The organism is Pseudomonas sp. SDO524_S393 (assembly GCF_054071875.1).
Window position 1 is genome coordinate 24,094 of the sequence record NZ_JBSVVZ010000029.1, and the last position, 18,169, is coordinate 42,262.

Annotated in this window: 14 protein-coding genes; 13 read left to right on the top strand and 1 reads right to left on the bottom strand. The window is 62.3% G+C overall.

The annotated features are described in order from the left end of the window. The first annotated feature begins 175 nt into the window (after window positions 1-175). The 13 genes from glnE to ACW9IB_RS14830 all read left to right on the top strand — a co-directional run bounded on the left by glnE (window position 176) and on the right by ACW9IB_RS14830 (window position 15,954). Window positions 176-3,115, top strand: coding sequence for a bifunctional [glutamate--ammonia ligase]-adenylyl-L-tyrosine phosphorylase/[glutamate--ammonia-ligase] adenylyltransferase (glnE, locus tag ACW9IB_RS14770; protein ID WP_457414226.1), 2,940 nt, complete (start codon window positions 176-178; stop codon window positions 3,113-3,115). Window positions 3,116-3,365: 250 nt separating this feature from the next. Further along, complete coding sequence (gene waaF, locus ACW9IB_RS14775) at window positions 3,366-4,400, top strand: lipopolysaccharide heptosyltransferase II (protein ID WP_457414228.1); 1,035 nt, start codon at window positions 3,366-3,368, stop codon at window positions 4,398-4,400. A 1-nt stretch (window position 4,401) separates the two neighbouring features. Then, entirely contained in the window at window positions 4,402-5,463 is a 1,062-nt protein-coding gene (gene waaC / locus ACW9IB_RS14780) for a lipopolysaccharide heptosyltransferase I (protein WP_457414229.1), read from the top strand. Continuing rightward, a complete protein-coding gene (locus tag ACW9IB_RS14785) occupies window positions 5,463-6,587 on the top strand; it encodes a glycosyltransferase family 4 protein (protein WP_457414230.1) in 1,125 nt (374 codons plus the stop codon). The genes waaC and ACW9IB_RS14785 overlap by 1 nt, the downstream gene beginning before the upstream one ends. Then, complete coding sequence (gene rfaP, locus ACW9IB_RS14790) at window positions 6,584-7,390, top strand: lipopolysaccharide core heptose(I) kinase RfaP (protein ID WP_457414231.1); 807 nt, start codon at window positions 6,584-6,586, stop codon at window positions 7,388-7,390. Before ACW9IB_RS14785 ends, rfaP begins: the two co-directional genes overlap by 4 nt. Next, window positions 7,390-8,124 (top strand): lipopolysaccharide kinase InaA family protein, encoded by a 735-nt coding sequence (locus tag ACW9IB_RS14795; protein ID WP_457368248.1) that lies wholly within the window; start codon window positions 7,390-7,392, stop codon window positions 8,122-8,124. Before rfaP ends, ACW9IB_RS14795 begins: the two co-directional genes overlap by 1 nt. Continuing rightward, window positions 8,121-8,873 (top strand): lipopolysaccharide kinase InaA family protein, encoded by a 753-nt coding sequence (locus tag ACW9IB_RS14800; protein WP_457414232.1) that lies wholly within the window; start codon window positions 8,121-8,123, stop codon window positions 8,871-8,873. The genes ACW9IB_RS14795 and ACW9IB_RS14800 overlap by 4 nt, the downstream gene beginning before the upstream one ends. After that, a complete protein-coding gene (locus tag ACW9IB_RS14805) occupies window positions 8,873-10,330 on the top strand; it encodes a lipopolysaccharide kinase InaA family protein (protein WP_457414233.1) in 1,458 nt (485 codons plus the stop codon). The genes ACW9IB_RS14800 and ACW9IB_RS14805 overlap by 1 nt, the downstream gene beginning before the upstream one ends. 71 nt (window positions 10,331-10,401) lie before the next feature. After that, window positions 10,402-11,280, top strand: a complete 879-nt coding sequence (locus ACW9IB_RS14810; protein WP_457414234.1) for a DUF3800 domain-containing protein — start codon at window positions 10,402-10,404, stop codon at window positions 11,278-11,280. 304 nt (window positions 11,281-11,584) lie between these two features. Continuing rightward, window positions 11,585-12,565, top strand: a complete 981-nt coding sequence (locus ACW9IB_RS14815) for a sugar ABC transporter substrate-binding protein (RefSeq protein WP_457368252.1) — start codon at window positions 11,585-11,587, stop codon at window positions 12,563-12,565. After that, entirely contained in the window at window positions 12,565-14,088 is a 1,524-nt protein-coding gene (locus ACW9IB_RS14820; RefSeq protein WP_457414236.1) for a sugar ABC transporter ATP-binding protein, read from the top strand. The genes ACW9IB_RS14815 and ACW9IB_RS14820 overlap by 1 nt, the downstream gene beginning before the upstream one ends. Beyond that, a complete protein-coding gene (locus ACW9IB_RS14825) occupies window positions 14,081-15,031 on the top strand; it encodes an ABC transporter permease (protein WP_457414238.1) in 951 nt (316 codons plus the stop codon). Before ACW9IB_RS14820 ends, ACW9IB_RS14825 begins: the two co-directional genes overlap by 8 nt. Further along, window positions 15,028-15,954, top strand: coding sequence for an ABC transporter permease (locus ACW9IB_RS14830; RefSeq protein WP_457414239.1), 927 nt, complete (start codon window positions 15,028-15,030; stop codon window positions 15,952-15,954). Before ACW9IB_RS14825 ends, ACW9IB_RS14830 begins: the two co-directional genes overlap by 4 nt. Here ACW9IB_RS14830 and ACW9IB_RS14835 read toward each other — a convergent pair whose 3' ends face one another. Further along, the gene (locus ACW9IB_RS14835) at window positions 15,955-18,039 is read right to left on the bottom strand and encodes a TonB-dependent receptor family protein (RefSeq protein ID WP_457414240.1); all 2,085 of its coding nucleotides are present in this window, start codon (window positions 18,037-18,039) and stop codon (window positions 15,955-15,957) included. It abuts the gene before it with no gap. Window positions 18,040-18,169 lie beyond the last annotated feature (130 nt).

An 18,169-nucleotide genomic window follows, 5' to 3' on the forward strand; every position in this document is an offset into this window, starting at 1 on the left:
TGAGCATAATCGTTATTGTTGATCTTTTGCGAACAAGAAAAGGTAGAAGTTTAATGTTGCCTGCCAAAATTAATGAATTTTCAGCTATTTCTAACTTTTGTTCGACAGTCCTTCACCAAGCGTGGTCTCTGCCTTCACGGCAACGAGCCATTTATGCGCCGATCAAGGATAGACCATGAGCCTTCCAACACTGGCTGAAATACCGGCCATTCTCCTGCCTTTCGTCAGCCGGGCCGAGCAGTCATTTCGTGACGCCGTGGCCGCGCTGGGCGACGATCATGGACTTTCTGCGTGGACGCCGCAACGGTGGCGCGACTTTGCCCGCGTTTGCGCGGCCAGTGATTTCGTCATTGAACAGAGTGTTCGTGACCCTTTGATGTTGCTGGAGCTGGTGGCCTGGGGCGAACTGGACCGCAGTTATGCACCGGGCGAGTTGTGTGGCCAGTTCGCGGGCGCTGTGCAGCAGGTCGACACCGAAGAGGCGTTGGGCCGGGTATTGCGTCGCCAGCGCACGCGCCAGCAAGTGCGCATCATCTGGCGCGACCTGACGCGCCAGGCCGACCTGGTGCAAACGTGCCGCGATCTCTCCGACATGGCCGACGCCAGTATCGACCAGGCCTATCAATGGCTGTACCAGCGCCATTGCGTGCAGTTCGGTACGCCCACCGGGCGGCGCAGCGGCGAGCCGCAGCACATGGTCATCCTCGGCATGGGCAAGCTGGGTGCGGTGGAACTCAACCTGTCGTCGGATATCGACTTGATCTTCGCCTACCCCGAAGGCGGCGAGACGGTCGGCGTGAAGCGCCCGCTGGATAACCAGGAGTTCTTTATCCGCGTGGGGCAAAAACTGATCAAGGCCCTCGACCCCATGACCGTCGACGGCTTTGTATTCCGCGTCGACATGCGCCTGCGTCCTTACGGCTCGTCGGGCGCGCTGGTGCTCAGCTTCAACGCGCTGGAACAGTATTACCAGGACCAGGGCCGCGACTGGGAACGCTACGCGATGATCAAGGCGCGCGTGGTCGCCGGCGACCAGGTGGCCGGTGCGCAGCTGCTGGAGATGCTGCGGCCCTTCGTTTATCGACGTTACCTGGATTTTTCCGCCATCGAAGCGTTGCGCACGATGAAGCAACTGATCCAGCAGGAAGTGCGGCGCAAGGGCATGGCCGACAACATCAAGTTGGGCGCGGGCGGCATTCGTGAAGTGGAGTTCATCGCCCAGGCGTTCCAACTGATTCACGGTGGCCGCGACTTGAGCCTGCAGCAACGGCCTTTGCTCAAGGTGCTCGGCACCCTGGAGGGCCAGGGCTACCTGCCGCCGGCGGTGATCGCCGAGCTGCGTGAAGGCTACGAGTTTCTGCGCTACACCGAACATGCGATCCAGGCCATCGCCGACCGCCAGACCCAGATGCTTCCCGACAGCCCTGAAGATCAGGCGCGTATTGCCTTTATGCTCGGCTTTGCCGACTGGGCCGCGTTTCATGAGCGCCTGATGTACTGGCGGGGCCGGGTAGACTGGCATTTCCGCCAGGTGATCGCCGATCCTGACGAAGAAGAGGGCGAAGAAAGCGAGTTGGTCGTGGGCGGAGAGTGGTTGCCTTTGTGGGAAGAATCCCAAGATGAAGAGGCCGCCTGCCGCCAATTGGCCGAAGGCGGTTTTACCGATGCGCCCAAGGCACTCAAGGCGCTCGGCAGCCTGCGCAGCAGCCCGCAACTGCGCGCCATGCAACGCCTGGGGCGTGAGCGGCTGGATGCGTTTATCCCGCGCCTGCTCGCCCAGGCCGTCGAACATGCCAACCCTGACCTGGTGCTGGAGCGTGTGTTGCCGCTGGTCGAAGCCGTGGCGCGCCGTTCCGCCTACCTGGTGCTGCTCACGGAAAACCCCGACGCCCTGCGCCGCCTGCTGACCTTGTGCGCCGCCAGCCCGTGGATTGCCGAGCAGATCACCCGTTTCCCGCTGTTGCTGGACGAATTGCTCAACGAAGGCCGCCTGTTCAAGCCTCCGCTGGCGCCGGAACTGGCTGCGGAGCTGCGCGAGCGCCTCACGCGCATCCCCGAGGACGACCTTGAGCAGCAGATGGAAGCCCTGCGTCACTTCAAACTGGCTCACCGTCTGCGGGTGGCCGCGTCGGAAATCGCCGGCAGCCTGCCGTTGATGAAGGTCAGCGACTACCTCACCTGGCTCGCCGAAGCCATTCTCGAACAAGTGCTGGCCCTGGCCTGGCGCCAGACCGTGGCGCGCCACGGTTCGCCGCAACGCCTGGACGGCACCCTGTGCGATCCCGGGTTCATCATTGTCGGTTATGGGAAAGTCGGCGGGATCGAACTGGGGCATGGTTCCGACCTGGACCTGGTGTTTATCCATGACGGCGACCCCCAGGCGGAAACCGACGGGGCCAAGCCTATCGACGGGGCGCAGTTCTTCACGCGCCTGGGCCAGCGGATCATCCATCTGCTGACCACCCAGACCAACTCCGGCCAGTTGTACGAGGTAGATATGCGCCTGCGGCCTTCCGGGGCGTCGGGCTTGTTGGTGAGTTCATTGGGTGCGTTCGACCGCTATCAACGAAATGAAGCCTGGACCTGGGAGCATCAGGCCTTGATTCGTGCGCGGGTGTTGGTGGGCAGTCAGGATGTGGGCCAGGCGTTCGAGCAGGTGCGGGCCAATGTGCTGGGGCAGCAGCGGGACCTGGAGAAGCTGCGCCAGGAGGTCAGCGAGATGCGCGCCAAGATGCGCGACAACCTGGGCACCAAGGCCACGGCGGCGGGTACCGGCGCCAATGCCTTCGAGCCCGCGGCGGCGTTCGACCTCAAGCAGGACGCCGGAGGTATCGTCGATATTGAATTTATGGTGCAATACGCGGCTTTGGCGTGGTCTGCGCAACATCCTTCGTTGCTGCGCTACACCGACAATATCCGCATCCTGGAGGGCCTGGAGCAGGTCGGGCTGATGTCCGCCGCCGATGCCCACCTGCTGCGTGAGGTGTACAAGGCCTACCGTTCCGCCGCCCACCGCCAGGCCTTGCAAAACGAAGCCGGTACGGTGCCCGGGGACCAGTTTGCCGATGAACGGCGCCAGGTGATGCGAATCTGGAAAGAACTGGGGTTAAGCTGAAACTCGATTAAATGTGGGCCTGGCTTATGTTGAGGTTGGCTTTTGTGGGAGCCGGGCTTGCCCGCGATGCAGGCGCCTCGGTGTATCAGTTGCACCGAGGTGATGCCATCGCAGGCAAGCCAGCTCCCACAAAAGCCCGCTCCCAGATTAAGTCTGGTCCCAAACAAAGCAGTTCCCTGGCCCACCGCGACCTACAGTAATTATCGAGGCGGGGAGGCATAAGCCTCCCCGCATCGTTTGTGGAAACTACATGAATATTCTGATCGTTGGGCCCAGTTGGGTCGGTGACATGGTGATGGCACAGACACTGTTCCAGTGCCTGCGCCAGCGTCATCCGGACTGCCAGATCGACGTGCTCGCCCCCGAGTGGAGCCGGCCGATCCTTGAGCGCATGCCCGAAGTCCGCAAGGCCTTGAGCTTTCCGCTCGGCCATGGCGCGCTCGAACTGGCGACCCGTCGTGGTATCGGCAAGTCCCTGGCCGGCCAGTACGACCAGGCGATCCTGCTGCCCAACTCGCTCAAATCCGCGCTGGTGCCGTATTTTGCCGGCATCCCCAAACGCACCGGCTGGCGCGGCGAGTTCCGCTACATCCTGCTCAACGACGTGCGCACCCTGGACAAAGCGCGCTACCCCTTGATGATCGAGCGCTTCATGGCCCTGGCCTACGAGCCGGGCGCCGAACTGCCCACGCCTTACCCGCGTCCCAGCTTGCAGATCGACCCGGTGACCCGCGACGCGGCCCTGGCCAAGTTCGGCCTGACCCTGGATCGTCCGGTGCTGGCGCTGTGCCCTGGCGCCGAGTTTGGCGAGTCCAAGCGCTGGCCCTCGGAGCACTACGCCAAGGTTGCCGAAACCAAGATCCGCGAAGGTTGGCAGGTGTGGCTGTTCGGCTCGAAAAACGACCATTCGGTGGGCGAAGACATCCGTCAGCGCCTGATCCCGGGCCTGCGCGAGGAGGCGGTGAACCTCAGCGGCGATACGTCCCTGGCCGAGGCCATCGACTTGCTGTCCTGCGCCGACTCGGTGGTGTCCAACGACTCCGGCCTGATGCACGTGGCCGCCGCCCTGAACCGTCCGCTGGTGGCGGTGTACGGCTCCACTTCGCCGGGGTTCACCCCGCCGTTGGCCGACAAGGTCGAAGTGGTGCGCCTGGGGCTGGATTGCAGCCCGTGCTTCGAGCGCACTTGCCGTTTCGGTCACTACAACTGCCTGCGCCAGCTGCTGCCGCAACCGGTGAACGATGCCTTGCAACGGTTGCAGGGCTCCGTGGTCGAGGTCCGTTAAGTTGCGGGTTCTGGTAATCAAGACCTCATCCCTGGGCGACGTGATCCATGCCTTGCCGGCCCTCACCGACGCCGCGCGGGCGATTCCCGGTATTCAATTCGACTGGGTGGTGGAAGAGGGCTTTGCCGAGATCCCCACCTGGCACCCGGCGGTCGACAAGGTGATCCCGGTGGCGATCCGCCGCTGGCGCAAGAATATCTGGCAGACCCTCAAGAGCGGCGAATGGCGGCGTTTCAAGCAGCGCATCCAGTCGACCAAGTACGACCTGGTGATCGATGCCCAGGGCCTGCTGAAAAGCGCCTGGCTGACCCGCTACGTACGGGCCCCGGTGGCGGGTTTCGACAAAAACTCTGCCCGCGAACCCATCGCCGCGCGCTTCTACTCGCGCCGCCTGGCCGTGGCCCGTGGGCAACATGCGGTGGAGCGTCTGCGCCAACTGTTCGCCGTGGCCCTGGGTTATGACCTGCCCAAGGCCTTGGGCGACTATGGCTTGAGCGTTGACAAGCTGCTGGGGCTGCCGCCGAAGAAACCCTTTGTCCTGCTGTTGCACGGCACCACCTGGGACACCAAGCACTGGCCCGAAGCCTACTGGCGCGAGCTGGCCGAGCGTATGGAACGCTTGGGCGTCGACGTGAAACTGCCCTGGGGCAATGCCGACGAAAAGGCCCGCGCCGAACGCCTGGCGCGCGGCCTGCCCAATGCCGAAGTGCTGCCCAAATTGAACCTGGCCGGCGTCGCCCGCGTGCTGGCCGGCGCTCGCGCCTGCGTGGCGGTGGACACCGGCCTCGGTCACCTGGCGGCCGCGCTGGATGTGCCGACCATTTCCCTGTTCGGCCCCACCAACCCGGGCCTTACCGGTGCCTACGGCAAGGGCCAGATTCACCTGGGCAGCGATTTTCCCTGTGCGCCGTGCCTGCAAAAAACCTGTACATATCAACCGACGGCCGACGACTTGCGTCGGTTCGACATCAAGCGCGAGTCGCCCCTGTGCTTCACGCGTCTGAACCCTGAGCGTGTGGCAAGCCGACTGAGCACGTTGTTATTGGCTGAGGAGCTGCACTGATGCAACTGGCTTTTGTGCTGTACAAATATTTCCCCTTCGGTGGCCTGCAGCGCGACTTCATGCGCATCGCCCTGGAGTGCCAGCAGCGCGGCCACCAGATTCGTGTGTACACGCTGATTTGGGAGGGTGACATTCCGCCTGGTTTCGAAGTGTTGGTGGCACCGGTCAAGGCGTTCTTCAACCATCGACGCAACGAAAAACTCAGCGCGTGGATGGAAGCCGACCTGGCCAAGCGCCCGGTGGATCGCCTGATCGGCTTCAACAAAATGCCCGGCCTGGACGTGTACTACGCCGCCGACGGCTGCTTCGAAGACAAGGCGCAGAACCTGCGCCATGGGCTGTACCGTTATTTTGGTCGCTACAAGCACTTTGCCGAGTACGAGCGCGCGGTGTTCGCCCGGGACGCCAAAACCGAAGTCCTGATGATTTCCGAAGTGCAGCAGCCCTTGTTCATCAAGCACTACGACACCCCGCTGGAGCGCTTCCACCTGCTGCCGCCGGGCATTGCCCAGGATCGCCGTGCACCGGCGAATGCGGCTGAAATCCGCGAGGGTTTCCGCCAGGAATTCAATCTGGGTGACGATGACCTGCTGCTGGTGCAGATTGGCTCGGGCTTCAAGACCAAGGGCGTCGACCGCAGCCTCAAGGCCTTGGCCGCGCTGCCTGCGGAGCTTAAAAAACGTACGCGCCTGTTTGTAATCGGTCAGGACGACCCCAAAGTATTTCAGCTGCAAAGTGCAACCCTGGGATTGGGCGATAACGTGCAGTTCCTCAAAGGGCGCAGCGATATCCCGCGTTTCCTGCTGGGCGCCGATCTGTTGATCCACCCGGCGTACAACGAGAACACCGGCACCGTCTTGCTCGAAGCCCTGGTGGCCGGGTTGCCGGTGCTGGTCTCTGCGGTGTGTGGTTATGCCCATTACATCGCCGAGGCCGACAGTGGGTTGGTGCTGGATGAGCCGTTCGAACAGAGCCAGCTCAACCAATACCTGACGCACATGCTTGCCGACACTGCACAGCGCGCGGCCTGGGGCCGCAATGGGTTGGCCTTCGCCGAGACGGCCGACCTCTACAGCATGCCGCAGCACGCTGCGGATGTGATTCTGGCGGAGCCGAACCGATGAAGTTGATTCTTGCCGAACCGTTCAAGACGCTCTGGGCCGGGCGTGACGCCTTCGCCGAGGTCGAGAAGCTGCAAGGCGAAGTGTTTCGTGAGCTGGCGGCGCGCCGCACATTGCGTACCGTGGTGGATGGCCGCCCGTATTTCGTCAAGATCCACCGGGGCATTGGCTGGGGCGAGATCTTCAAGAACCTGATCACCGCCAAGCTGCCGGTGTTGGGTGCCGGCCTGGAATGGGCTGCCATCCATCGCTTGCAGGAACTCGGTGTGCCGACCATGACCGGCGTGGCCTTCGGCGAGAAGGGCAGCAACCCGGCGGACCAGCATTCGTTCATCATTACCGAAGAGCTGGCACCGACCATCAGCCTCGAAGACCTGACAATCCATTGGGCCACCGAGCGGCCTGCGCCGGCCTTGCGTCACGCGCTGACGGCAGCGCTGGCCCACACGGTAGGCGCGATGCATCGCGGCGGCGTGAACCATCGCGATTGCTACCTGTGCCACTTCCTGCTGGACACCGCCCGGCCCATCGACGCGAACCGCATCAAGCTGTCGGTGATTGACCTGCACCGTGCCCAGTTGCGTGCCCATCTGCCGCTGCGCTGGCGCGACAAGGACCTTTCCGCGCTGTACTACTCGGCGCTGGAAATCGGCCTGACCCGCCACGACAAGCTGCGCTTCCTCAAGGGCTACTTCCGCCAGCCGCTGCGCCAGATTCTGGCCGAGCAATCGGCCTCCCTGAATCTGCTGCAACGCAAGGCCGACAAGCTGTATGCACGCAAGCAACGCTACGGAGATGCGATCTGATGGCGGGTTGGAACCTGGAACCTGCCTATGCCGCCTTGGCGGATGATTTCGGAAGCCTCGAGGCCGTGTTCGCCCTGCAAGGCGAGCGCCTGACCCGCGACCCGTTGTCGGAAGTGATCCGGGTGCAGCGCGGCGGGGTCAATTACTACGTCAAGCGTTACACCGGCGCCGGCAAGGGCCTGCGCCGTTACCTGGGCAAGCCTCGGGTGAAGTCCGAGTGGCAGAACCTCAAGCGTTTCGCCAAATGGGGCATTCCCACCGCCGACGTGGTGGCCTGGGGGCTGGAACGCAAGGGCCTGGCCTACGACCGTGGGGCGATGATCACCCGCGAACTGCCTAAAACCGAAGACCTGTCGGCCCTGGCCGAGCGCCATGACGCCCGCCTCAAGGACCCCAAGTGGGTCGATGTGGTCAGCCGTCAGCTCGCCGAATACACCCGTACCATGCACGAGCACCGCTTCACCCATAACGATCTGAAGTGGCGCAACCTGCTGATCGACGACCAGTCGACCCTGTACCTGATTGATTGCCCCAACGGTGATTTCTGGCGCGGCTTCTGGCTCAAATACCGCATTACCAAGGACTTGGCGTGCCTGGACAAGGTCGCCAAGTATCATTTGTCGGCCACCCAGCGCCTGCGTTTCTACATGCAATATCGCCAGCGCACGCACCTGACGGCGTCAGACAAACAGCGAATTCGCCATGTGGTGAAGTTTTTCGAGGGACGCGAATGAGTGACTTCCTGGCGGCCGATGACCGTGCTCTGCTGGAGCGCAACGGCCTGGCTACGTTCGATGCTCTGTGGGCCAAGCAACTGGATGCGGTGGACGAGCCGAACACCAGTCGTGGTGGCTGGAGCAGCGTGTTTCGCCTGGAGCTTGAAGGTCAGGGCTACTACCTCAAGCGCCAGAGCAACTACCTGACGCGCACCCTGCACCGGCCCTTTGGCGAGCCGAGTTTCGCCCGCGAGTTTCGCAATATCAGCCGCTACCGCGAACTGGGTATCCCGGCGTTGCAGGCGGCGTTCTTTGGCGAGCGCAAGGTCAATGGCGAGCGCCACGCGATGCTGCTGACCCGTGCCCTGGACGGCTGGAATGACCTCGACTCCTTGTTGGAGCAGTGGTCGCAGCTGAGTGATGCCCAGCAGCAGGCGATCCTGTCGGCATGCGGCCAGTTGGCGCGTCGGCTGCACAGCGTGGGCCAAGTGCATGGCTGTTTCTACCCCAAGCATATTTTCATGCAGGCCAGCGGTGACGGTTACGCCGCGCAGTTGATCGACCTGGAGAAAACCCGCCCGCTGCTGTTCGGCTGGCGTGATCGGGTCAAGGATTTGGAACCGTTGTTGCGTCGTGCGCCACAATGGTCGGATGCCCAGGTGCGCCAGCTGTTGGCCGCTTATCTGGAGCAGCCCGCGGACAGCTCGCTGGTAGCTACCTGGTACCAGCGCCTGAACGCCCGCCGTAGCCACAAGGAAAACCGTTGATGCGTTTGTCCGAGCTGAAAACTGCCGGTCGCACCCCCCATTTGCCTTTGACCCTGGAACTTGCCGATGCGGCGGGCCCCGGTCAGTTGCAGCTGTTGAGCCTGCTGCGCGTGTTGCCGGGCGAACGCTACGTGGGCGCTGCGGTCTGGCGCGGTCGCCCGGTGCTGGCCAAGCTGCTGGTGGGCAATAAAGCCGCGCGGCATTTTCAGCGTGAGCGAGCGGGCGTGCGCCTGCTGGCCGAACAGGGCCTGACCACGCCATTGCTGCTGGCCGACGGCTTGCAGGAAGGCGAGGGCGGTTGGCTGTTGTTCGAATTTATCGAGGGGGCCGAAAGCCTGGCCGATGCCTGGCAGGCCGTCGAACACCTGCCGCCGTTGGCTGACGAGCAAACGGCCGTATTGGCCGAAGCGCTGGGCGCGATTGCCCGGATGCATACCCAGGGCTTGTGGCAGGAAGACCTTCACCTGGACAACCTGCTGCGCCAGGACGGCAAGCTGTATTTGATCGATGGCGCGGGGATTCGTGTCGAAGAAGCCGGCAAGCCGCTGTCGCGCAACCGTGTGCTGGAAAATCTCGGGGTGTTTTTCGCCCAGTTGCCGAAGAACCTCGAACCGTTTACCGAAGAGTTGCTGGTGTACTACCTGCTGGCCAACGGTGAGCATGCCTTGCCGCTGGAGGCCCTGGAAAAGCAGGTGCGCAAGGTGAGTGCCTGGCGCCTGAAGGACTTTCTGAGCAAGGTTGGCCGCGAGTGCACGCTGTTCAGCGTGCTGCGCGGGCCGTTTGCCCTGCGTGCTATCCGTCGCGAGGAAGAAGCCGCGATGCTGCCGGTGCTCGAGCAGGCCGATGTGTTGCTCGATCAGGGTCATCTCTTCAAGACCGGCGGCGCCGCGACGGTGGCCAAGGCCGAGGTAGCAGGGCGTGCCTTGGTGATCAAACGCTACAACATCAAGGGTTTCGTACATTGGCTCAAGCGCTTCTGGCGCCCGAGCCGGGCCTGGCATTCCTGGCGCGAAGGCAATCGCCTGGCGTTTCTCGGCATCGCCACGCCCAAGCCGCTGGCGGTGCTGGAGAAGCGCTTTTTCTGGCTGCGCAGCCGTGCCTACCTGGTGACCGAACTCATCACGGGCCCGGACATCATCGAGCGTTTTGCGCCCTACGTCGAAAGCGGTGATGCGCCGGAAAACGAACTGCTGGCCCTGGATCACCTCTTCGCCGAACTGATCCGCGAGCGCATCAGCCATGGTGATTTCAAAGGCCACAACCTGTTCTGGGATACGGACCGCTGGTCGCTGATCGACCTGGATGCCATGTGTCAGCACAGCTCCGACGCCAGCTTCGCCCCGGCGTACGCCAAGGACCGCGCGCGGTTCATGCGCAACTGGCCTGAGAGCAGCGCGTTGTACCAACTGATCGATCAGCGGCTGCCTAAAGAAAGTCAGTCTGGTGGTCCTCTGTAGCAAGGCCGCAGGGCAATATGAATGTTGATGCGTGACTCGGAGAACACGCAAACAACAGGATTGGGCATCCCATGGCAGATGAAAAACTAACCTTCTCTCAGTTCATGTTGTTCGAAAGTGAGACTGAGGCTGAGCGCATTGCAGACGTTGTTGCAGTGAAGCCACCCAAAGGGGTGTTCAGCGACTTCGTCGTGTACGTGGATGAAAGTGGTGATCATGGAATGCAGACGTTGGATGCCCACTATCCCATGTTTGTTTTGGCCTTCTGTGTTTTCCATAAGCGGCATTACTGCGAGAAGGTCATCCCGGCCCTTCAAAAGTTTAAGTTCAATCATATGGGCCATGATCTTGTTGGCCTGCATGAGCTGGAAATTCGCAAGGAAAAGGGTGCCTTCTCAAACGTTTTCGTTTCTCGCCAGCACAAACATGCTTTCCTCGAAGAACTGACCAGCATCATTGAGTCGAGCAATTTCGTTCTGATCAGTTGCGTGATTGATAAGGCCGCTCTTCGGGAGCAGCAAGGCCCAGTCCATAACCCCTACCATCTGGCGCTGGGGTTTTGCCTTGAGACCCTTCACGAGTTTCTCCAAGAGAAAAATCAGCAGAACGCACTGACTCATGTGATTTTCGAGCGCCGAGGCCGTAAAGAAGATAACGAGCTTGAATTGGAGTTTCGTCGGATGTGCGCCGGAGCCAATCGCTTGGGTCATTGCCTGCCGCTCGATATCGTGTTCGCGACCAAGCAGGTCAACTCCACGGGGCTGCAACTTGCAGATCTCGTCGCGAGACCCATAGGTATAAGCGTTCTACGGCGGGGCCAGGAAAACCGTGCCTTTGATGTACTCAAACGCAAGTTCTACTGCAGTGGAGGGCGAAGCAGGGTCGGCGAGGGTTTTGAAAATTGGGGGTTGAAGGTTTTCCCCGCTGCAGAAAGCGAAAAGCCCCGATGAAACTCACCGAGGCTATAGCGCCGACCGGGATCCCCCAGTCCATTTGTGCCCGATTCTATGCTTGCGATTTTTGAGTGTCAACGCAGGCGATTTAGTCGCAATGTATAAGCCCTGTGAAACCTCGGATGTGAATTAGCAGTGGCAAGTGTTGCGTGGGCAACACTGATCGGGCAGTTGTGCTCAGGAATGACAGTCAATGTTCATTCACTCTTTTTATCCTGCTGATTTAACACGATAAAAATCCTGGCACGGGCTCTGCAATGCCATCGGGTGAACCCTTTCACCGGTGGCTCAGGAGCCCTGTATGCCTTCCCGCCTTTCCTCGTTTTCCCGTTTAATCTGCCTCGGCACTGCCCTTTTGCTGAGCGGCGCAGCTCTCGCCGCAGAGGGTGATGATGCCGTGCCGTCCCTGGCTGGCAAGCGCATCGCCGTGAGCATGACGGGTACCAGTCACTACTTCGATATCAAGGCGTTCCAGGCGCAGGTCGATGAGATCAAGCGCTTGGGCGGCACGCCCATCACCCTCGATGCCGGGCGCAATGACAAGAACCTGGTGACTCAGTTGCAAACCGTGGTTACCCAGAAACCCGACGCGGTGATCCAGACCCTGGGCACCCTTAGCGTGATCGACCCCTGGCTCAAGCGCATCAGCAAGGCCGGCATCCCGTTGTTCACCATCGATGCGCCGTCGCAATACAGCCTCAACAACACCACCTCGGATAACGTCGCCACTGGCAAAGCGCTGGCCGATCAGTTGATCAAGGATGCCGGCGGCAAGGGCAAGATCCTGGTATTCAATGGCTTTTACGGCGTACCCGTGTGCGCGATCCGTTATGACCAGTTGAAGCTGGCGCTCAAGGATTACCCGCAGCTGGAAATCATCCAGCCGGAGCTGCGCGACGTCATCCCCAATACCGTGCAGGACGCTTACTCCCAAGTGTCGGCGTTACTCAACAAATACCCGGCGGGCAGCGTGTCGGCGATCTGGTCGGCCTGGGATATTCCGCAACTGGGCGCGAGCAAGGCATTGATCGATGCCAAGCGCACCGAGATCAAGACCTATGGCGTCGACGGTACCCCGGAAGTGCTGGCGCTGCTGGGGCAGGCGAATTCGCCGGTCGGCGCCGTGGTGGCGCAGCAACCGGCACTGATCGGCAAGACCGCCGTGCAGAACGTGGCGCGTTACCTGGCCGGTCAGCGGGACTTGCCCAAGGAGACCCATGTCCCCACCTTGCTGACCACCGCCGCCAACCTGGCACAGGTCCAGCAACTGCGGGGTGACTGATGACGGCGTTGCACCTGCAGAACCTGCACAAACGCTTTGGTGCCACCTTGGCGCTGGACGATGCCAGCCTCAAGGTCGAGCGCGGCACCATCCACGGTCTGGTAGGCGAGAACGGTGCAGGCAAGTCGACCCTGATCAAGATCCTGGCGGGTATCCACAAGGCAGACGCAGGGCAGGTGAGTATCGACGGGCAGTCGTATGCAACGTTGTCACCGCGCCAGGTAGACGCGCTGGGCGTGCAGTTCATCCATCAGGAACGGTTGTTGCCCGCAAGTTTTACCGTGGGCGAGGCGCTGTTTTTCGGGCATGAACTGCGTTGGGGGCCGTTTGTGGACCGGCGTCGACAGCAGCGTGAAGCAGAGCGCTTGCTGGCGGAATATTTTGATCTGAAGTTGCCTGCCGGCGCCTTGGTGGACGAGTTGAACAGTGCCGAACGCCAGGTGCTGCAAATCACCCGGGCGCTGATTCGCCAGCCGAAAATCCTGGTGTTCGACGAGCCCAGCGTGGCGCTGGTCAAGCGTGAAGTCGACCAGTTGTTGCGCATCGTCAAACGATTGCGCGAGCAAGGGCTGTCGATTCTCTACATCTCCCATTACCTGCAAGAGATCGAAAGCCTGTGCGATGAAGTCACGGTGCTGCGCAATGGCCGGGATGTGGCGGTGGTGGCGCCTCGGCAGACGTCCAGCGCAGAAATTGCGCGGCTGATGGTCAACCGTGAAGTGCAAGAGATGTACCCCAAGGCCAGAGTCGAGTTGGGCGAACCGTTGTTGCAGGTACGCGGGCTGAGCCTGGCGCGGCGCTACCGGCAGATTGACCTTGAGGTGCGTCGCGGTGAAATCGTTGGCGTGACAGGGCTGGTGGGGTCGGGGGCCAAGGCGTTGTTCAAGACGTTGTTTGGCGTAGTGCACGCCGACAGCGGCAGCATTCAGCTCGATGGGCGGTTGGTGCGCCTGCGCTCGCCCGGCCAGGCGATCGCGGCCGGCATTGCCCTGGTGCCGGAAGAGCGTCGCAGCCAAGGGATTTCGCCGGTGTTGTCGGTGCTGGAAAACCTCACGCTGGCGGGGCTCGCGCGGTTCAGTCGCGGGGGCGTATTGAGCCGCCGCAAGGAGCACGCAGAAAGCCTGCGCTTGATCGACGAGCTGGCCATCAAGGCGCCTGGGCCCTACGCGGCGGTCAGCCAGCTCAGCGGCGGCAATCAGCAGAAAGTCGCCCTGGGTAAATGGCTGAGTCGGCGCTCGGCGGTGTATCTGTTGGATGAGCCGTGTGTGGGCGTGGACGTCGGCGCCAAAGTGGAAATTTATCGATTGATCGGGCGTTTGGTCGAAGAGGGCGCGGCGGTGTTGGTGTTGTCATCGGACTTGCCGGAATTGCTCGGCATCAGTGATCGAGTCGTGGTGTTGCACCGCGGCGAGATTGCCGGTGAGTTCCGCGCGGGGGAGGCCGACAGCGACCGGTTGCTGGCCTGCGCCACGGGTGCCGTGTCAGTACCGGCTGCACCCGTGCAGGAGGTCGAGCATGCTTGAGGCACTCTTGCGACGGGGTTCGGCGGGGGCTTTTCTGGTGATCCTGGCGGGGTTTGCGCTGGCGGCGCCGAACTTTCTGTCGCTGGGCAACCTGGCCAATGTGTTCAGCCAATCAGCGATCCTCGGTGTGCTGGCGTTCGGGCTGACGTGCGTGATGATCGGCGGCGGCTCGAATGCGGTGGCCGGCGGGCTGGACTTGTCATTGGCGGCCAACCTGGGCTTGTGCGCGGCGGTGTTCAGTCGCCTCAACAACAGCGGTCTGGAGCTGGGTTTCACCGTGTTATTGACCCTGGGTTGTGGCCTGGCGGTGGGCCTGGTCAATGGCCTCGCCGTGGTGGTGCTGCGCTTGCCGCCGTTGCTGGCGACCCTGGCAAGCATGAATGTCGTGGCCGGGCTGGAACTGGTGCTGACGGAAAATACCGTGGTGTCCACCGACTCGCCGCTGCTGGACCTGCTCAGTGGCGGAACCTGGCTGGGCGTACCGGCCCTGGCCTGGGTGCTGCTGGCCAGCGCCGGTGTACTGACCTTGCTGATCCAGCATTCCGCCTACGGCTTGCGCCTGCATGCGGTGGGTGAATACCCGCAGGCGGCGCAAGCGGCGGGTATTCGCGTGCCGGGCTACGTATTGTCGAGTTACGCGTTGTCGGGTGTCTGCGCGGCGGTGGCGGCCTTGTGTTCGGCGGCGTTCTTCAGCGGCAGCACCACGGGCTCCGGGGACATGCTGTTGTCGGTGGTGGCCATCGCTTTTCTCGGCGTGGTGTTTTCCCGGCGGCTGATCGCGAGTATTCCGGGCACGTTGTTGGCGGCGTTGTTGATCGGTTTTTTGATCAACGGCTTTCAACTGCTCAATGTGTCGAGTTTCTGGGTCAACGGCGTGCAGGGCGTATTGATCCTGCTGGTGGTGGCGGCTTCCAGTGCGTTAAGCCGGGGAGTCCGATCATGAAGCTGCGCACGCTGTTGCCGTTGACCTTGCCGCTGGTGTTTGCGCTGATCGTGCTGGTATTTGCCGTGCAGGCACCGGGGTTCCTGAGTGGCGGCAACCTGAAGAGCCTGGTGCTGAACAACTTTGTGCTGCTGGCGATTGTCGCCATCGGCATGACCTATGCCGTGGCCGCTGGCGGTATCGACTTGTCAGTGGGCACCGCGCTGGATTTCGCCAGTTTCAGCTTCGTGGTGCTGCTCAATGCCGGGCACGGCTGGGCGCTCGCTGCTTCGGGCGCACTGACTGCTGCGCTGCTGGTGGGGGTGATCAACGCCGGCTTGATCGCCGGGCTGCGGATAAGCCCGTTCCTCGCCACCTTGGGCACGTTGTTTATCGGTACCAGTGCCCAGCAATTGCTGTCGGACGGTGGCCAGCCGATCTACATCGCCCAGGGCCTGGCCCCCGAGCTGGCGGGGCTGACGCCTTTGCTCATTGTGCTGGGGCTGGCGCTGTTCTACGGCCTGACTTTGGCGCGGGGTCGCCTGGGTCGCGAACTGCTGGCCCAGGGCACCCAGCCCTTGCTGGCGTATTACTCGGGGTTGTCGATGCGACGGATCGTCTCCGTCGTGGCGCTGGCGACGGCGCTGGCCTGCGGTGTGGCGGGGGTGTTGCTCAGCTCGACGGTCAGCGCCTATGTGCCATTGTCCGGCAATGCATTTCTGCTCAACGCGATTGGTGCGGTGTTCATCGGCACCACCTTGAGCCGTCAGGGTCGAGCGAATATCCCCGGCACCCTGCTCGGCGTGCTGTTCATCAATGTCATCGCCAACGGCCTGCTGCTGATCGGCTGGAATTTCTACTGGCAGCAGGTGGCCACTGGTGTGTTGATCTTTATCGTGCTGACTTTCAGCTTCGCCAGTCGACGCCTGCTGGAGCGGTACTGATCAGAAGCGGTATTCGGCGCCTGCCCCCGCATACCACGAGCGCCCCGGCGCGGCTTCGTAGTAGCGCCCATTACCGTCGCCGACGATCATCGAACCGACGTACTGGCGGTCGAGCAGGTTGTCCAGGCGCAGGGTCTGGTGGAAGGTCCAGTGTTCGACCTTCTGCTCGAAGCGGGCGCGCCAGTTGAACACGCTGTAGCCGGGTGCGGCGCGTTGCGTGTTGGTGTCTTCGACATAGACCTGGCTGCGGTACAGGCCTTCGAGGGCGATACTGATCCAGTCCCGGGGCTTCCAGCTCAACTCGGCAAACAAGGTGGTCTGCGGCACGCCCGGCAAGTCGTTGCCTTTATCGACGGCGGTCGCGCCGCCGCTGACGAAGTCACTGTCGTAGGTCGCTTGCAGGCGCGTATAGGCGAGGTTGGCGGCCCACTGTGCGCTGAGCCGGCTTTCGATGCCCAGTTCGAAGCCCCGGCGCAGGGTGCGGCCGGCATTCTGGTAGGTGGTACGACCGCCGAAGGACTGTTGCACCACCAACTCGTCCTCGGTGGTGATCTGGAACAGCGCCGCGTTGATGCGTGTGTCCTGGCCGACACGCGCTTTCAAGCCGATTTCATATTGTTTGCTGACCGATGGCTTGAGCGAAAAGTTGAAACCGTTGACGGTGCTGGAATACGCCGACTCGGCCTGGGTCGGGGTTTCAAACCCCTTGCCTGCGCTGACGTAGCCATGCAGGTCCGGGGTGAAGGCATACATGACGCTGACTGACGGCGTGTTCTTCTGGTAGGTCTTGTTGCCGCTGTCATTGCCGTCGCTGAGGAAGTGGTCATCCACGTCCATGGTCATGGTGCTGTGGCGCAGGCCGGCTTGCAGGGTCCAGTCGCCGAGCAGCCAGTTGGCCTGCACGAACGGGTCGAGGCTGGTGGCGGTGTCGATTTCATCGCGACCCAGGGCGCCCTTGACGCCGTGCACGCCGTTGACGGTATTGGAATACCCTTGGCGGTCATCCTGGCTGCGGTCGTAGTCGAGGCCGGTGATCAGGGTCAGGTCGCCGGGAGCGCTGGCAATGGGTTGCAGCCAGTGGACGGAACCGCCGTAGAATTTTCGCTCGAAGTCGACGACGCCGCCGCGTTTATCGGCGGCAGTGCCGCCCGGGATCGACAGGTACTGAATCACGCTCCGACGCCCTGTGTACGCATTCACCTGCAGGGTCGCATCGCCGATATAGCGCACGTAATTCATGCCGATTTGCTGATGATCGATACTTTTTCGCGTGTTGTATTCCAACGCCGCCGGTGCCACCGAGCGCGGGTCGGCCTTGTACGCGGCCCAGGTCTGCCCCAGCGGGTCCTGAGTGCCGTTCTGCTCCAGGCTGCTGTAGATCAGCGCCAGTTTGCTGTCGTCATCCGGCTGGACGTTGAGCTTGGCAAAGGTCTGGTCGCGGCGCGCGCTGCTGTGGTCGCGGTAGCCGTCGGTGTCCATGCGCGAAGCGTCAAGCAAGAAGCCTGCGCCGTTCGCCGCACCTTCGGCGGTGAGGTGGTTTTTATTCAGGCCGTCGCTGCCCACCAGGGTTTCGGCGCCGATGCGCGGCGGGCCTTCGCCATCGCGGGAGAACATCTGGATCACCCCGCCGGCATTGCTGCCGTATAACGTGGCGGCAGGGCCGCGCAGCACCTCGATGCGCTCGGCGGTATCGAGGTTGAAGGTGGCCGCCTGGCCCTGACCGTCCGGAGTGCTGGCGGGGATGCCGTCGGCGATCAGCTTGATGCCGCGCACGCCAAACGCCGAGCGGGCGCCGAAGCCCCGGGAGGATATTTGCAGGTCCTGGGCATAATTCTGGCGGTTCTGCACCACCAGACCGGGCACACGGGCCAGTGCTTCGGAAGCGTTGATGCCCAATTGACCGTCGCTGATCTGTTCGCGGTCGATACCGTCCACCGAATACGGCAGGTCAAAGGTCGGGCTGGCGCTGCGCGAGCCGGTGACGACGCTGGGGTCGAGGATCAGCGGGGCGTCATCGGCCCGTATCGGGTCGCTCAGTGCGAGCAGGCCAGGTAGCAGCAGGGTGAGGCGGGCGAGGGTTTTCATGGGTAGCCGAAGTCCGTGGCGCATAGGTCATAAACGCGCAAAAGGGCGCGAGTTTAGTGGCTGGGTCGATTTTTACCATTTCGGATTTTTCTCACGCGATGGATGGAGGCGTCTGTCTGAGGGATATCTC

What these genes read in the sequence shown, in the direction of transcription:
- ACW9IB_RS14795 (WP_457368248.1), top strand. Translation starts at nt 7,390, where the DNA reads ATGGCGGGTTGGAACCTGGAACCTGCCTATGCCGCCTTGGCGGATGAT.
- ACW9IB_RS14820 (WP_457414236.1), top strand. Translation starts at nt 12,565, where the DNA reads ATGACGGCGTTGCACCTGCAGAACCTGCACAAACGCTTTGGTGCCACC.
- ACW9IB_RS14810 (WP_457414234.1), top strand. Translation starts at nt 10,402, where the DNA reads ATGGCAGATGAAAAACTAACCTTCTCTCAGTTCATGTTGTTCGAAAGT.
- ACW9IB_RS14800 (WP_457414232.1), top strand. Translation starts at nt 8,121, where the DNA reads ATGAGTGACTTCCTGGCGGCCGATGACCGTGCTCTGCTGGAGCGCAAC.
- waaF (WP_457414228.1), top strand. Translation starts at nt 3,366, where the DNA reads ATGAATATTCTGATCGTTGGGCCCAGTTGGGTCGGTGACATGGTGATG.
- glnE (WP_457414226.1), top strand. Translation starts at nt 176, where the DNA reads ATGAGCCTTCCAACACTGGCTGAAATACCGGCCATTCTCCTGCCTTTC.
- ACW9IB_RS14835 (WP_457414240.1), bottom strand. Translation starts at nt 18,039, where the DNA reads ATGAAAACCCTCGCCCGCCTCACCCTGCTGCTACCTGGCCTGCTCGCA.
- rfaP (WP_457414231.1), top strand. Translation starts at nt 6,584, where the DNA reads ATGAAGTTGATTCTTGCCGAACCGTTCAAGACGCTCTGGGCCGGGCGT.
- ACW9IB_RS14825 (WP_457414238.1), top strand. Translation starts at nt 14,081, where the DNA reads ATGCTTGAGGCACTCTTGCGACGGGGTTCGGCGGGGGCTTTTCTGGTG.
- ACW9IB_RS14815 (WP_457368252.1), top strand. Translation starts at nt 11,585, where the DNA reads ATGCCTTCCCGCCTTTCCTCGTTTTCCCGTTTAATCTGCCTCGGCACT.
- ACW9IB_RS14805 (WP_457414233.1), top strand. Translation starts at nt 8,873, where the DNA reads ATGCGTTTGTCCGAGCTGAAAACTGCCGGTCGCACCCCCCATTTGCCT.
- ACW9IB_RS14785 (WP_457414230.1), top strand. Translation starts at nt 5,463, where the DNA reads ATGCAACTGGCTTTTGTGCTGTACAAATATTTCCCCTTCGGTGGCCTG.
- ACW9IB_RS14830 (WP_457414239.1), top strand. Translation starts at nt 15,028, where the DNA reads ATGAAGCTGCGCACGCTGTTGCCGTTGACCTTGCCGCTGGTGTTTGCG.